A 15,066-nucleotide genomic window follows, 5' to 3' on the forward strand; every position below is an offset into this window, starting at 1 on the left:
AAGTCGAAGCTGCATTCAACTTGCCCTGCTCGACGGCGTTTCAAGCCGCCCTCGAGCAGTACACAAAAGGAGTTTTCATGCCCGAGGCAGTAATCGTCTCAGCAGTACGGTCGCCCATCGGCCGCGCAATGAAGGGTTCGCTCAAGGACATCCGCCCGGATGACCTCGCAACTCAGATGGTTGCCGCCGCGTTGGCAAAGATCCCCGAGCTCGACCCCACCGAGATCGACGACCTCATGCTCGGTTGCGGCCAGCCCGCCGGTCAGTCGGGCTTCAACATCGCCCGCGTCGTCGCCGTCCAGCTCGGCTACGACTTCCTCCCCGGTGTCACGGTCAACCGTTACTGTTCCTCCTCGCTGCAGACCACCCGCATGGCGCTGCACGCCATCCGCGCAGGCGAGGGCGACGTCTTCATCTCCGCCGGCGTCGAGTCCGTCTCCAGCTTCATCACCGGCAACGCCGACGGCCTCCCCAACACCAAGAACCCGCTCTTCGACGCAGCGCAGGCCCGTAGCGCCAAGCTCGCCGAAGGTGGAGTCGCCTGGACCGATCCTCGCGAAGAGGGCCTGATCCCCGACGTGTACCTGGGTATGGGCCAGACCGCGGAGAACGTCGCTTCGGCCACCGGCATCACCCGCGAAGACCAGGACCGCTGGGCAGTTCGCAGCCAGAACCGCGCCGAGGAAGCCATCGCTCGCGGCTTCTTCGAGCGTGAGATCACGCCCGTCACGCTCGCCGACGGCACCGTCGTCTCCAAGGACGACGGCCCCCGCGCCGGCACCACCTACGAAGGCATCAGCGGCCTCAAGCCCGTCTTCCGCCCCGACGGCACCGTCACCGCCGGCAACGCCTGCCCGCTCAACGACGGCGCAGCCGCACTGGTGATCATGTCCGACACCAAGGCAAAGGCACTCGGCCTGACCCCGCTCGCTCGCATCGTCTCCACCGGCGTCTCGGGCCTGTCCCCCGAGATCATGGGCCTCGGCCCGATCCAGGCCGTCAAGAACGCCCTGAAGATCGCCGGCAAGTCGATCTCCGACATCGACCTGTTCGAGATCAACGAGGCATTCGCAGTGCAGGTCCTCGGATCCGCTCGCGAACTGGGCATCGAAGAGGACAAGCTCAACATCTCCGGTGGCGCGATCGCGCTGGGTCACCCCTTCGGTATGACCGGTGCCCGTATCACCAACACCCTGATCAACAACCTGCAGGAGCAGGACAAGACCTTCGGCGTCGAGACCATGTGTGTCGGCGGCGGACAGGGCATGGCAATGGTGATCGAGCGCCTCAGCTGATCCCCTGAGCACGTCGAAAGCGGCCGCCCGGCTTCTGCCGGGCGGCCGCTTTCGTGTGGTCGGGTTTCAGGTATTCGTGAACTTCCGAGCAAAACTCCCCAACTCGCGAATCAACTCTCGCGCAGCGTCGTCCTCACGCTGCACGGCAGCGCGAGCTTCGTCCGCCCATCCGTGACGGAGCAGTCGTTTGGCGGCAAGGACTGCCGGTCCGACGTTGGCGGCAATCTGCTCGGCACTCTCGTGGGCGCGTGCCTGTACCTGGTCGGCCGGCACGGCGGCTGTCGCCAGTCCGTAGGCGGCAGCTTCGACGCCGCTGAGCCACCGGGCCGACAGGATCAGCTCGGCGGCTCGCTGCGTTCCGATCACCTTGGGCAGCAACCAACTACTGGCAGCTTCGGGAGCTGTACCCAGCGAAGTGAACGGTGCCCGCAGACGTGCGTCCTCGGCAACGTAGACGACGTCGCAGTAAAGCAGCATGGTCAGGCCGATGCCGACGGCAGCGCCGTGTACCGCGGCGATCAATGGCTTCGGGAACTCCACCAGCGCGACGATCAGCGGCGCGAATGCGTGGCCGAAGTCGGCGTTGTCTGCGCCTGGTTCGGCGAGTGCGCGTAGGTCGACGCCACTGGAAAATGCCTTGCCTGCACCCTCGACGATCACCACGGCCACGGCTTCGTCCGACGCCGCGTCGTCGAGCGCCTTGGTGAACGCTCGAAAACCGGCTGCATCAAATGCGTTCAGGCGACTCGGATTATTGAAGGTCAGCGTTCGCACTGCTCCGGCATCCGCGACCAGGATGGGTTCAGAGGTGTTTGTCGACATTCGCTCCCCTTCGTTCCAAACCAAGCAGTTGCTAGGTATCCAAGCACCGTAACCGTCCACAGACGACAAAAGAAGGGCCCCTCGCGGGGCCCTTCTTCGTGTTACGGATCGACTCGAGAACTAGTCGTTGTTGAAGTAGCTCAGCAGACGCAGGATCTCGACGTACAGCCAGACCAAGGTGACGGTGAGCCCGAATGCGACGCCCCAGGCTGCCTTCTCGGGCGCCTGTGCGCGGATCAGCTGATCAGCGGCGTCGAAGTCGAGCAGGAAGCTGAAGGCTGCGATGCCGATGCAGACGAGGCTGAAGATGATGGCGACGGTTCCACCGTCACGCAGTCCCAGTCCGCCCTCGGTGAAGAAGCTCGCGACGAGGTTACCGAGCGCCAGAACGACAACACCGATCAACGCACCGATGATCATTCGCGTCAGACGAGGTGTCACCCGAATCGCACCGGTCTTGTAGACGACCAACATGCCGAAGAACACGCCGAAGGTTCCGAGGACCGCCTGCGCAATCAGCATCGACGCGTCAGCGCCTTGGAGTTGGAAGGTGAACATGAACGACAGCGCACCGAGGAACAGGCCCTCGGCCGCGGCGTACGCCAACACGATTGCCGGGTTGTCCATTTTGCGACCGAACGTCGCGACCAGAACCAGAACGAGGCCGACGAGACCGCCGCCGATGACCAGCGGGGCTGCGAGGTCGGCGTTGTTGTTGACCAGGAAGTACGACACCAGTGCCGAGATCGTCAGCACACCGAGCGTGATGCCCGTCTTGGTGACGACGTCGTCGATCGTCATGGCCCGCGAGGTGGGACCGGTCTGGTACGGCTCGGCCGGAGCGTACTGCGGCTGACCGAACTGCTGGGTTGCCTGCGAGGCGCCCGCCGTCGCAGATCCGAACGAGGCGTATCCGTTGCCCTCTTGCTTGGGCAGATTGCGGAACACCGGGTTGCTGGTGGTGCGCACCGTGATCATCCCTTCATCGTGGTGGCCTACGACGGGTGCGTCGCGGGTTCGCCGGACGGATCCGAGTTTCCGACACGGTCCGTGTACCTGACTAAAAGTAAAGCACTCGTAATTTACAACGTCGAAGCTTCGGTTGTAGTTCCCGGCGCATTTCCGGAAGATCAACACTCTTCGACACTCGTCCCTTTTCGATACTAGGACGGTTTGACCGACTTCATCACGATGAACTTCGCGTTCTTCGCCATCGCCTCGCTCGGACCCACCGCGGCTTTCAACGGTTCGCGATACCCCAGATGCGCGTTGTGAACAGTCCACAACTCGCCACCGGGACGCAGGACACGGCCGGCAGCTTCGAACATCTTGAGTGCTCCGCCGGTGTGGACCGCCGCGCCGACGTGGAACGGCGGGTTCAACAGAACCAGATCCGCGCTCGCACTGGGCAACGAACTCACGGCGTCGTCGCGCAGGCCGCTCACTCGATCGCCGACGCCATTTGCGGACGTGGTCGCCAGAGCCGAAGCGACGGCTGCCGAGGACTGATCCGTTGCGATCACGTGCACGTCCGGGAACTTCCGCGCGATCGCCGCCGCGAGAATGCCGCTGCCACAACCCAGATCGATCACGTCGCTCAGCGGATCGACCGCAATCTTTCCGAGGTTCTCCAGGAGCAACCGGGTGCCGATGTCCAGGCTCGCACCGGCAAACACTGCGCCGTGAGCAACGACGTCGAGGTCGAATTCGTCGAGGCGTTCGGTCACCGGGAACGTGATAGCAACATCGGGCTTCGGTTCCGAAGCCTTGAGTACGCGGGACTTCTGACGCCCACGCGAGGCGCTGACGTCGGAAAACGATTCGCCGAGAACCTTGTTCATCGCTGGGGTGATGTGCTTGTCACGCCCACCGGCGAAGACACGAACCGCCGGGTCGGCGTGAAGCGCGATCAGCTGGGCGATCTCGGCAAGTTCGGCGAGGCTACGCGGCAATTGCATGAGCACGACGCGGGCGCCGCTGAGCAACTCCTCGTCCAGTCCGTGCGAGGTGAAGGCGTCACTGAATCCGAGTTCGCGCGCATTGTTCGCGAGGGCCAGCTCTCCGGTGAGCGGATCCTGGTGAACGCGCACGGCGGCGATTCCGTGCACGAGCGCAACACCGGCAGTCAGCGCACCGTAGTGATCGCCGATCACGACGACGGTGCCCGCCGGTGCCGCGGCGAGAGCGTCGGCGGCCTCGTCGAGGATCAGACGATCAGCCGCATCGACGGCAAAGAGATTGGGTGCCTCGACATCGGGGAATCGGCGCAGACGATCGAACAGTTCGGGTGTGTCGGACATGCCACCAGTCTTTCAGGTGGAACTACGCAACACTCAATCCCCCGACCAGCAGGTGATCAGTTCGACATCCCTGTCAGTTCGACATCCCTGTCAGTTCGACATCCACTGCACGACGTTGTCGACGGTTTCGCGTTCGGTGCGGAATCCGTTCACCGGGTGGTCGGCGTCGGGGTATCCGAACGAGATCGCGCAGACAACCTTGCGAGTGTCGTCGATACCGAAATGCTCGTGAATGAACTTGGAGCTGCCCGCGAGCGCCGCCTGCGGGATGGTGGCGACCCCCAGACTCTGGGCCGCGAGCAGGAAGCTGTTCACGTACAACCCGCAGTCGACTGCGCCGTAGGTGCCCAATGCCTCGTCGGTGGTGATGATCGCGACGTGAGGAGCGCCGAAGAGCTCGAAATTCTTCATCGTCTGTGCCGCGGATCCGGCGCGGTCACCGTGCTCGATTCCGACGCTCGAATACAGCGCCATCGCGCAGTCGAACCGACGCGACTTGTAGATGCCCTGGTACGCGCGCGGGAACTCGAAGTCCGACTCCTGGGCGTTGGCCATCACGTACTCACCGAGGCCGGCGCGGAATCGCTCGGTGCCCTCCCCTTCGGTGATCGCGACCTGCCACGGTTGCGTGTTGCACCACGACGGCGTCTTCTGCGCCAGCCGAAGGATCTCCTCGATCACCTCACGTGGCACCTGACGGTCCTCGTAGGCGCGGCAGCTGATCCGGGCGTCGAGCAACGCTTCCAGGCTCGTATCCACGACGATGCTCTCGGTCATGTGTTCTCTCCTCGATCAGGCTGCACTACAACACTTCGCACGATAGAACTACCGCCTCGACGCAATAGTCAGCGGGTCACCTTTGCGAAGGCCGCCACCAGCTCGCCGAACTCTGCCATCGCCGCATCCGGATCCGGATCTACTGCTGCCAGCGCAACCAGCACATCGGTGGCACCGGATTCGAGCAGCTGCTCGGCGCCGATCATCGTCGCCGGGAGGTCGATCGAACCGTCGGACCCGCGTACGACGGTCAGTCGCCCACGGACCTGCAATTCCGCTGGATCGCGTCCGAGATCCGCCATCGCTTTGCCGATGACGTCGATCCCTTCACGTAGGTCGTCGTCCGCGGCACCCATTATCGGAATCCACCCGTCACCCCAGGTTGCGACGCGTCGTACAACGGCCTTGGAGAGCGAACCGGACACCCAGATCGGGATTCCAGCGGCCGGACGGGGCGCACAGTACACGTCGTCGAACTTCAGACGAGGGGTGTCGATGCTCGCCGGCGCCGAACTCCACAGGGCCCGGCACACTGCGAGAGCGTCGTCGAGCAGTGGTCCCCTTTTACCGAAGTCCATACCTGCCGCCTCGTATTCACGTTCCTGCCAACCGGTTCCGACGCCCAGGTCGAGTCGGCCCCCGGAGAGCAGATCGAGTGTCGCGGCCGTCTTGGCCAGTACCGCTCCCCCGCGCAGCGCCGCGATGACGATTCCGGTCCCCAAGCGAATTGTCTTCGTCTGTCCGGCAACAAAAGCCAGGACGGTCAGCGGCTCGAGCCAGTTGGCGTCGGGCTCGGTGGGGAACGCCGACCACGTGTACGCCGAGTTGTCCGAGCCCATCACCACGTGATCGGTGACGAGGACCCGGTCGAAGCCGGCAGCTTCCGCGCTCTGACAGACCTGCACGAGTTTCGCGTAGGAGTCCTCCGCGAGAGTGGTGCCGAAGTTGGGAACGTTCAGACTGAAAGTTGTCATGTGTCAAGCCTTTCGGGGCCGGTTGGTCCAGCCACCCTCTTCTGTGGGGAACCAGCCTCCGGCAGCGTGCGAGCCGCCGTCGACGTGGATCACGGTTCCGGTGATGTATCTCGCCAGGTCGGAAGCCAGGAACAGTGCGGGGCCGGCAATGTCGACCGGCTGGCCCGGTCCGCCCAACGGTGCCCACCCCGGCCACTTGTCCCAGTCGTCGGCAGGAACGATCGTGCGATACGGCACCTGTACCGACTCGATCAGATCCGGGGCAATGGCGTTGACGCGCACTCCGGTTCGACCGATCTCCACACCAAGGCTCCTGGTGAACTGTGTCAGCGCGGCCTTGTATGCCGAGTACATCGTGTGGCCCGGGATCGCTCGATGCGCCTCCACCGTCGTCAGGTTCACGATCGATCCACCCAAACCGCGGTCGATCATGCCGGGAAGCAGGGCATGGGTCAGACGCACGACGTGATCGAAATTGATGCTGCCGGCCTCGGACCAGAAACCGGGATCCGTACCGGTGAACTCTGTCGGCGGGTTCAGGAAATGACCCACGTTGTTCACAAGGACGTCCGGGGCGAACTCGGTCAACGCGACGGGGACTTCCCGCGTCCGCACGTCGTACTCGAGATAGTTGATCGAACCACCTGCAGCCGAGTCGAATTCGACGTCGCCAAGAGGAGCCACGTCGACAACCAGAACTGACGCGCCATGCGATGCAAATGCTCGAACAATCGCTGCGCCGATTCCCTGGGAACCGCCTGTGACCACTGCCTTCTTACCCACCAACATCGGCCCTGGGGAGTACGCCGATCCGACCACCACGAAGACACCCTTCTGCAGTTCGATGTGAAGCACTTCGGCGTACCGTCACACATCGAACGGCAAAACGGGCGCAAAGTTCTCACTCAGTGGTAGCCGCGACACCCCACCTGCTCGAACCGCCGAGTCGCCCATTCAAATAGTGCGGAATCTCGGCTGCCCGTATCGGCATTCCCTCGAGGTACCCCTGGATCACGTCACATCCGCACTCGGTCACTATCGCGCGCTGCCTCTCCGTCTCCACGCCCTCGGCGACGGTGTCCAGCCCCAGAGACTTGGCAATCGCGATGACGGCTCGCAAGACAGCGAACCTCGAATTCGAGGGATCCGCGTCCAGCGGTGCGACGAACGCCCGATCGATCTTCAACCGATCGAGCGGCAGCCGGGCCAAGCTGGCAACCGAGGAGAACCCTGTGCCGAAGTCGTCCATCGCAATGGCGATGCCGAGCGCCGAGAGCTGTACCAACACATCTCGGTCGGCGTCGTCGATGACCAACGATTCGGTCACCTCGATCTCGAGTCGGCTGGGGTGGAGGTTCACCTCGATCAGTGTCCGGCGTACCGAGTCGACGTATCGACTCGAACGCAGTTGCACCTGAGAAACATTGACGGCAACCCGAATGTCCTCCGGCCACGTTGTCGCCGCCGTGCAGGCAGCCCTCAGAACACCTGCACCGATCGGCACGATCAAGCCGGTTTCCTCGGCGACCGAAATGAAGTCTCCCGGCGAGACGAGACCTGAAGTCGGATGGTTCCACCGCAGCAGAGCCTCGAACCCGACGACAACTCCCGTCGCGGCCGAGACCTGTGGCTGATAGACCAACTCGAACTCTTCGTCGATCAACGCACGACGAAGATCCAACAATGCCCTGGCCCTACCCGTCGCACGATCCCGCAAAGTCGCATCGAAGGCGCGAATCTGGTTCCGACCGCTCTCCTTTGCGTGGTAAAGCGCGAGGTCCGCGACAATCACCAGGTCTTCGAGGCTGTCGGCGTCGTCGGGCATCGAGCCGTACCCCAGACTGGCACGAATGCGAATCTGGTTGCCGACCAGTGAAAATGGTCGTTCGAATGAGTCGAGAATCGTTTGGAATCTCTTCTCCACCTCATCTGCACTCCCGATGTCGTCGAAGGCTAGGTCGTCGAAGGCGATGGCGAACTCGTCACCCCCCAGTCGGCCACAGATCTCGTTCGATCGCAGAACGCTGTGCAGTCTGCCGGCAACATCGCGAAGCACGTCGTCTCCGATGTGGTGTCCCAACCGGTCGTTGATCGACTTGAAGTTGTCCAGATCCAGAATTGCCAGCCACACCCTGTGTCCGTCCCGAATCCGCGAAGACAGTTGAGCGTTGAAGCTGTACCGATTTCTGAGCCCGGTCAACGAATCGATCTCTGCCAATCGCAAGATGTTCTGGCGCTGGTGATACGAGTGCGTGATATCGGATCCGACACCGCGCCACCCGTAGGTCGCCCCATCGCCACTGCCCGGGTGACCTGACATCGACCACCAGCGAGTATCGCCCCGAACGACGACCTGCATGGTGAGGTCCCGAAACGCCGTCCCGGCTTGAAAATTCGCGGCGAGGAGATCAAGGGACTTCCTGCCCACATCTGTTCGGGACGCGCCGATCCCGATCAGGATCTCGTGCATTGTGCGGCCCCGAATCTGTGCTGCCGGCAAACCGACCTGCTCGGCGAAGCGATACGACACGGTACTGGCGATACCGCGCGAATCGGTCTCCCAGAGCCAATCCTGTGCTCCGTCTTCGAGATCGTTGAGCAACAACTCGACGAGATCTCGTTCGTCCTCGGCTATCAGTTCGGCGCGTAGCCGTCTCTCGAAAAGTTTGGCCAACAGCAAAGTTCCGCTGTAGAGCGAACCTACAAAGACGACCAGCACCCCGATCAGCACGAAACGCGATGTGCCCGGTTCCGTCCAGAACGCCCCGGCCAACCCGACTCCCACCAGGCTGATCCAGACCACAGTGATTCCGCGAAACATCATGGTGGGAAACACGCCGACCGCGATCCCACCGATCAAGGTCGAGCTCAGTACCAACTCGTCACGAGGATCGAGCATCGGGAAGAGAACGAGAGCCAAGCACGCCAGGAGCACTCCCCAGACAATGATTTCGACTGTGAGTACCACCAGTTCGGTGGTCTGGGACTCGGAGACGCCGAGACGCGAGCGCCGGAGCCAATACACACTGAATCCAGCCCTCGACAACAGCATGACGCTCGACCAGGCGAAGGTGAACCATCCGGCATCCACCGGCAGAAGCACCACGATCGCTGACAAGGCAACCGCCGCGGTCAGAAACGACCACGGCAGTACGCGCGCGGTGAACCGCAGTCGTCGATCGAGTAGGCGACGGCGATCGTAATCCGAGAGGTGTTGTTCCGTGCCGCTGCGACCGAGTTTGCGCACCGACGTCCCGACGCGACGCCTACGGAGTACTGCCGGGTCACCCACGTCGGCCTGCTACCGCCCCTGCGACCGCGTCGACCGACATGGCTCCGCCGGCGATGTATCCCTGAACAGTCCTCACCCTTGCAGCGGCCACGGACTTCAAGTCCTCCTCACCGTCGACTCCCGAGACGACGACCTCCATTCCCAACGCGTCGACCAGATCCACGACAGCTTCGAGGATCGACCGTCCACCAGGCACTGCACCCGAAATGGAGCGCTCTATCCGGACTCGGGTGAACGGAAGGCCGGACAGTGATGCGAGCGAGGAGAATCCGGCGCCGAACTCGTCCACGGTCAGCGCGATTCCCATGTCCGCGATGGCGTGCAACGCAAACTTGGACTCGTCGGTGATCGCCGATGATTCGTTGAGTTGGAGCTCGAGCTGATGTGCACTGACACCTGATCGTCGAAGCGAATCCCCTATCGCGACGACAAAGGAATCCGATTCGAGCTGACGCGTCGATACCGCGACGGCTACCCGCAGGTGATCAGGAAGGCGGGACGCCGCCTCGCAGGCCAACTCGAAGACGGTAGTCCCCAGTGAGTACGCCAAACCGGTGTCGTCTGCGACGCTCATGAATTCGGCGGACGTAACGGCACCGAGGCGGGCGTTGTGCCAGATCACGCGGACTTCCACGGCCACGATCTCGCGGGAAACCACGTCGATCCTGGGCAACAGCTCGAGTTCGAGGTCCTTCTCCGCGACAGTGTTTCCCAGATCTTCGAGCAGGCGGGCCCGCCGATCGGCCACGGACTTCATCGAGTCTCGATATTCACGTACGGCCCCGCGCCCGGATTCCTTTGCCGCGAACAAGGCCAGGTCCGCAGCGCCCATCATCTCGTCGGCGGAGGACGGCAGCTCGTCGGGGAGGTAGTACCCGATGCTGCATCCGATCTCCAACCGCGTACCGGCCACTGTGATCGGCTCGTGCAGAGTTTCGATGTAGCGGCCGAGCAGAGTACGAACTTGTGAGCTGTCACCCACATCGGTGAAAAGAACCGCGAACTCGTCTCCCCCCAGACGTGCGAACAACTGTGACACCCCGCCGGCTTCGGACAGGCGATCCGCGACCTCTCGCAGAACCGCGTCGCCAACGGTGTGTCCCAGTGTGTCGTTGACCGACTTGAAGTTGTCGAGGTCGAGCATGGCCAACGCGAGACCACTTTCGCTTGTGTACGGCTCGCGCAGCAGTCGCTCGAGCTCGGTCCAGAAGCTGTGCCGGTTCGGCATACCGGTGAGTGCGTCCACACGACCCATCCGCACGATCTCGTCACTCTGCAGTTTTACTTCCGTGACGTCGGAACCGACTCCTCGCCAGACGAACTCGTCGGGTGTACGGCCGGGGCGCGGGCGTCCGGAGATCTGCCACCACCGAATTTCACCGTGAACTCGGACCGGAACGAGCACGTCGACGAATGCGGTCTTCGTGTGGCGGGCCTGCTGCAACTCCATGAGCGCATCGATCCCGCCGGGGATCCGTAGGGTGCCCAACTCCATGAACAGGTCCTGCCACGCCGTTCCCTGCAACTCGGTGGAGTCCAGCCCCGCTTCGACCGCGAGCCGCGTCGGGATTCGGTTGAACTTGCCTTTCTGGTCCGTCTCCCACACGAAGTCCCCGGCGTTGCCTTCGAAGTCTTCGAGAAGCATCTGCACGACCGATCGTTCCGACGCGGCGCTCAATTCAGCTCGATAGCGAGATTCCAGGTTGCCCGAGACCACTATCGTGCCGCCGATCAGAGCCGCGCCATAGGCGATCATTCCAATGAGAATTCGTTCGAACTCGGGTCCCGGCTGAAGCCAGAATGCCACCCCGAGGATTATCAGATTGGACAGGACCCAGGTGACCCCCACCACTCGCAACATCGCGGTGGCCACGGCTCCGGCACCGGTGATCGATGTGGTGACCGCTATCAGGATCAGATCGCCGGAATCGTCCAGGATCGGGTACAGGACCAGGGCGAGCGAGGAATACAGGATCCCGACTACAGCAAATTCGACGATGAGAAACGCGTAGGACATCCGGTACGTGGGTGTGATCAGGTTGAAATGAATGGCGAGACCCACGCACATCCCCACCAACCCGATCACGCCGGACAGAAATGGCCACAGGCTTGGTAACAGTCCGCTGTCCGGCGGAATCACATACAACGTCAGCCCGAGTGTGACGACGAGGTGGACGGCAGCGGCCCATGGCAGCACGCCGAAGGTGACGGCTATCTGCTCGCGAGTGACGTCATCGCGCTGGGCGGGCGTCAGTCTTTCTCTCTGGTGGGGTTGAAGAAGAGACAGGACTGACATCTCTTACCTCCCGCTCCCACGACGCAATCGAATCGGACGTCCGACTCAGCAATTCTCCCGTAATTGGGCACTGCGGTGTCAACCAGTACGTCCGACCTATTTCGGAGTCAGGTCTGCCCACAGACACAGTAATCAGCAAACTGCTGGTCTGCCGGAAGTTGGTGCGGCGAGTTTGATACCCACGGTTGAAATCAGACATGAGGGACAATGGCCGGAGATCGCCGATCACGTCGGTGGAGATTCCTCGACGGGTAACACGATCGGACTCATTCGAGTTCAGACAAGGACTATCACGATGGCAATCGACTACACCCGACGTTCCGGCGAGTCCACTCCGTCGCAAGCACCGGTCAGCCTGAGCAAGATCACGCTCACCAAATCGGCGCCGACGGTCAACCTCGCGAAGGCGGGTGAACGACAAGGCAATATGCGCGTGAACCTCAACTGGTCACAGGGGGCTCCACCGAAGAAGACCGGTTTTCTCGCCAAGCTCGCCGGCGCAGGCTCTGGTGCGGTCGACCTGGACCTCGGATGCCTCTACGAACTTGCCGACGGGTCCAAGGGAGTAGTTCAGGCCTTGGGTAACAGTTTCGGTTCACTGACTTCTCCGCCCTACATCTCCCTCGACGGCGACGACCGCAGTGGCGCGAACACCGGCGGCGAGAACATGCACGTCAATCTTGGTGACCCAAGCGCTTTCCGGCGAATCCTGATCTTCGCGATGATCTACGACGGCGCTCCCAACTGGGCGGCGGTGGACGGCGTCGTCACCTTGTATCCCACCAACGGGCCGGAAGTGGAAGTGCGACTCGACTCCGCCAGCAACCAGGAGCGACTGTGCGCAATCGCTCTCATCCAGAGTTCAGGTCAGGGCGTGACGGTGACCCGTGAAGTTCAGTACATCAACGGCAGTCAGTCAGATCTCGATCGGGCCTACAACTGGGGAATGAAATGGGCTGCCGGACGAAAGTAGGGGCTGCGGACGCGATCTCCCCCATCCGAACGACAATGTCCGAATCATCCACAATGTCGCAAGTTACTGGATAGTGTCGAGAAGTGGGGTCGGACATGAGGGGTCACGCTCGACACCGATAGTGGGTCGGTGACGCTATGTGCTTGGCGGCGCCGACGTTCGACCGGAAAGGCCCTCGATTTCCCCCGAGATCGAGGGCCTTTTCGTATCTTGCGTCACTGTTCGCACCCTTTCATTAGTTGATCGTTAAACTAGGCGTTCGTCCAACATGCACCGATGGAGAACGTGAATGTCCACGAATTCAGATCGACGCCCGCGCCTGCCCGTGAGAATCGCCTACCTCGCCGCAGGAGTTCTCTTTGTCGCCGCCATGCTCCTGTTGGCAAGCGTCGTCAACCCTGATCGGGACCGCGATTTCTCGATGAACCACGTCCCCGCGGGGACGTCGACGACCGCCTTCGCCGCAACGTCCGACCTCGGCTAACGAAGGTACCGGTACGTAAGTGGCGCACGTCACGAACTGTGGGTAGTTTCAACGCCGATGGTTCGCCGTAGGTCGGTATTGAGAGGGACGGCCAACCACTGCCCTGCCTGGTTGCCCCACCCAAGCAGGCAGGGCACCCCAGATCAGGCAGGCACCCCAGATCAGGCAGGCACCCCCGATAATTTAAGCCTCAAGTAACTGTTACTCGGGAAAGACTTGTATCAAACCGGGGCGAATCGTACATTTCATCCGGCAGTCGGCCTTCGTCCGACGCCTTTGCCGTCAATGTCGACGGAACTTCTCTGAACACCACCACAAGTCGGCCACTTGTCGTGACCGCATTCGTCCTCGCGAAAGGCTCGCCCATGTTCGATTTCTTCGGCGCAATCTCCGGCTTCTTCGGCCTACTGTTCGGCACCGGCTCGTCGAGCGGGAGCTCGGGAGGAAGCAGCGACGCACCCGTCGCGCCGCCTACCTGATCCACAAGCCTCACCCGGCACCGATCCGCCGGGTGAGGCTCTCGCCAATCTCTTTGAAACACAACGTAACAGCACTTCAACTCCACCGACTTTTCTGCGGATTCACGCCGACACACTCCGGCGTCCGGACAGTTTCACCACATCGCCTGCAGTAATGGGTCCTGTGTCCGCCATTCTCCGCCGAGGCACACCCGCAGACCTCCCAACCGACAAGGCATGTGTTCGCCGTGAGCCGGTGTCCATTGGGGCAGCAGTCCGGGGATTGCTCGGTCAACCGCATCTCCACATTTTCGCACACATGTTCGACAACTTGATACTGCACGCTGCACATTCGATTACACCGGCCGCTTCCGGTCGGCCCGAGCGCAACTATCCCTTCCGTCACTTCGGTCTGCTTTAATACGAAGGCTTTGTCGGGGGTTTACCAATGTCCGAAGTTGTCGAATTTCTGCGAGCACACGCAGGCGAACACGGGGTTGAACTATGGGTTTCTTCAAGAAGGCGGCTGTGACTGCTCTAGCGGTCGCTGCAGTCGGAGCATCAACAGGGATCGCATCAGCTGATCCGTCGACCGACGTGAATTACGAAGCGAAGGTCGTCGACAAGTCGATCGTCACCACCATCGACGCCGGGCTGTTCAAGGTGTCCGGCGACGGCAAGTCCGTCGTCTTGCAGGACAGCAAGGGAGCCGACCTTGTTTCCCTGCCTCTCGCATACAACCTCGGGGATCTACAGTTCCCCTTCGATCGCACGATCAGTGAAGACGGTAAGACCCTCACGCTGACACCGATCACCGATTCTGCGAAGGCAACACCTCGACCCGAGAGTGCGCCTGCGGCAAAGGAATGGACGCCCGTCGCCTCGCCCGAGGAGAATGATCGGGCGATTGCGCACTTCCAGAGCCAACTCGGACTCGGCACTCAGGTCGGCAGCCTGCTCGGCACCATCGTCGGCGCCGGAATCGGTTGCGCTGTCGGCGCTCCGCTGGGCTTGACCATCGTCGGACTCCCCGTCGCCGCGGCACTGTGCCTGGGTGGCCTCGCAACAGGCGCCGGAATCGGCGGTGTCGCCGGAACGATCCTCGGCGGCGGCGGCGCGGCTGTCGTAGCCGGCATCGATCTCGTCAACACGCTGAATGCTCCTGCAGGGACGACCGTCTGGGCTCAGTAGCCACGTGGTGGTCAGTCACTGCTCCACGGAAAACCCCGCCCGTCCGAAGAGGACGAGCGGGGTTTTTCGATTCAATGTGCAGGAGGATCTACGTGGTGCCCCCAGTCGGACTCGAACCGACACTTGACGGATTTTAAGTCCGTTGCCTCTGCCAATTGGGCTATGGGGGCCTTGCCGCACCCGACGGGTCGGGTGCGGCAGGGA

12 protein-coding genes and 1 tRNA gene are annotated in these 15,066 nt (G+C 62.2%); 4 read left to right on the forward strand and 9 right to left on the reverse strand.

All coding sequences use genetic code 11. The features are described 5' to 3' along the window. Nucleotides 1-77 precede the first annotated feature (77 nt). Nucleotides 78-1,295 carry an acetyl-CoA C-acetyltransferase gene (locus M0639_RS20715; RefSeq protein WP_019744600.1) on the forward strand — a complete coding sequence of 406 codons (1,218 nt, stop codon included), beginning with the start codon at nt 78-80 and terminating at the stop codon, nt 1,293-1,295. Between the two features lie 66 nt (nt 1,296-1,361). Here M0639_RS20715 and M0639_RS20720 read toward each other — a convergent pair whose 3' ends face one another. The 8 genes from M0639_RS20720 to M0639_RS20755 all read right to left on the reverse strand — a co-directional run bounded on the left by M0639_RS20720 (nt 1,362) and on the right by M0639_RS20755 (nt 11,756). Further along, the gene (locus M0639_RS20720; RefSeq protein WP_063316809.1) at nt 1,362-2,117 is read right to left on the reverse strand and encodes an enoyl-CoA hydratase/isomerase family protein; all 756 of its coding nucleotides are present in this window, start codon (nt 2,115-2,117) and stop codon (nt 1,362-1,364) included. A 120-nt stretch (nt 2,118-2,237) separates the two neighbouring features. Next, entirely contained in the window at nt 2,238-3,086 is an 849-nt protein-coding gene (locus tag M0639_RS20725; RefSeq protein ID WP_020970268.1) for a Bax inhibitor-1/YccA family protein, read from the reverse strand. 194 nt (nt 3,087-3,280) lie between these two features. Next, the gene (locus tag M0639_RS20730; RefSeq protein WP_063316808.1) at nt 3,281-4,417 is read right to left on the reverse strand and encodes a class I SAM-dependent methyltransferase; all 1,137 of its coding nucleotides are present in this window, start codon (nt 4,415-4,417) and stop codon (nt 3,281-3,283) included. Between the two features lie 90 nt (nt 4,418-4,507). Continuing rightward, complete coding sequence (locus M0639_RS20735) at nt 4,508-5,194, reverse strand: nitroreductase (protein ID WP_003943290.1); 687 nt, start codon at nt 5,192-5,194, stop codon at nt 4,508-4,510. Between the two features lie 68 nt (nt 5,195-5,262). Then, nucleotides 5,263-6,168 (reverse strand): TIGR03619 family F420-dependent LLM class oxidoreductase, encoded by a 906-nt coding sequence (locus M0639_RS20740; protein WP_042448880.1) that lies wholly within the window; start codon nt 6,166-6,168, stop codon nt 5,263-5,265. Between the two features lie 3 nt (nt 6,169-6,171). Beyond that, complete coding sequence (locus M0639_RS20745; protein WP_030536264.1) at nt 6,172-7,023, reverse strand: SDR family NAD(P)-dependent oxidoreductase; 852 nt, start codon at nt 7,021-7,023, stop codon at nt 6,172-6,174. A gap of 46 nt (nt 7,024-7,069) precedes the next feature. Beyond that, complete coding sequence (locus M0639_RS20750; RefSeq protein ID WP_082893351.1) at nt 7,070-9,460, reverse strand: putative bifunctional diguanylate cyclase/phosphodiesterase; 2,391 nt, start codon at nt 9,458-9,460, stop codon at nt 7,070-7,072. Then, nucleotides 9,453-11,756, reverse strand: coding sequence for a putative bifunctional diguanylate cyclase/phosphodiesterase (locus M0639_RS20755; RefSeq protein WP_231915083.1), 2,304 nt, complete (start codon nt 11,754-11,756; stop codon nt 9,453-9,455). Before M0639_RS20755 ends, M0639_RS20750 begins: the two co-directional genes overlap by 8 nt. 295 nt (nt 11,757-12,051) lie before the next feature. Between M0639_RS20755 and M0639_RS20760 the strand changes: the two genes are divergently transcribed. The 3 genes from M0639_RS20760 (at nt 12,052) to M0639_RS20770 (ending at nt 14,862) form a co-directional block, all read left to right on the forward strand. Continuing rightward, entirely contained in the window at nt 12,052-12,729 is a 678-nt protein-coding gene (locus M0639_RS20760; protein ID WP_007728823.1) for a TerD family protein, read from the forward strand. Nucleotides 12,730-13,018: 289 nt separating this feature from the next. After that, entirely contained in the window at nt 13,019-13,213 is a 195-nt protein-coding gene (locus M0639_RS20765) for a hypothetical protein (RefSeq protein ID WP_007728824.1), read from the forward strand. Nucleotides 13,214-14,175: 962 nt separating this feature from the next. Beyond that, nucleotides 14,176-14,862 carry a DUF8020 domain-containing protein gene (locus tag M0639_RS20770; RefSeq protein ID WP_007728826.1) on the forward strand — a complete coding sequence of 229 codons (687 nt, stop codon included), beginning with the start codon at nt 14,176-14,178 and terminating at the stop codon, nt 14,860-14,862. 93 nt (nt 14,863-14,955) lie between these two features. Here M0639_RS20770 and M0639_RS20775 read toward each other — a convergent pair. Continuing rightward, a tRNA-Leu gene (locus tag M0639_RS20775) sits at nt 14,956-15,032 on the reverse strand. Between the last annotated feature and the right edge of the window lie 34 nt (nt 15,033-15,066).

Origin of the sequence: Rhodococcus qingshengii JCM 15477 (assembly GCF_023221595.1) — a bacterium.
Lineage (GTDB): Bacteria > Actinomycetota > Actinomycetes > Mycobacteriales > Mycobacteriaceae > Rhodococcus_F > Rhodococcus_F qingshengii.

Bases quoted from the DNA above. Each gene is read 5' to 3' on its own strand.
- M0639_RS20760 (WP_007728823.1), top strand. From the start codon at position 12,052: ATGGCAATCGACTACACCCGACGTTCCGGCGAGTCCACTCCGTCGCAA.
- M0639_RS20735 (WP_003943290.1), bottom strand. From the start codon at position 5,194: ATGACCGAGAGCATCGTCGTGGATACGAGCCTGGAAGCGTTGCTCGAC.
- M0639_RS20730 (WP_063316808.1), bottom strand. From the start codon at position 4,417: ATGTCCGACACACCCGAACTGTTCGATCGTCTGCGCCGATTCCCCGAT.
- M0639_RS20755 (WP_231915083.1), bottom strand. From the start codon at position 11,756: ATGTCAGTCCTGTCTCTTCTTCAACCCCACCAGAGAGAAAGACTGACG.
- M0639_RS20740 (WP_042448880.1), bottom strand. From the start codon at position 6,168: ATGACAACTTTCAGTCTGAACGTTCCCAACTTCGGCACCACTCTCGCG.
- M0639_RS20715 (WP_019744600.1), top strand. From the start codon at position 78: ATGCCCGAGGCAGTAATCGTCTCAGCAGTACGGTCGCCCATCGGCCGC.
- M0639_RS20770 (WP_007728826.1), top strand. From the start codon at position 14,176: ATGGGTTTCTTCAAGAAGGCGGCTGTGACTGCTCTAGCGGTCGCTGCA.
- M0639_RS20765 (WP_007728824.1), top strand. From the start codon at position 13,019: ATGTCCACGAATTCAGATCGACGCCCGCGCCTGCCCGTGAGAATCGCC.
- M0639_RS20720 (WP_063316809.1), bottom strand. From the start codon at position 2,117: ATGTCGACAAACACCTCTGAACCCATCCTGGTCGCGGATGCCGGAGCA.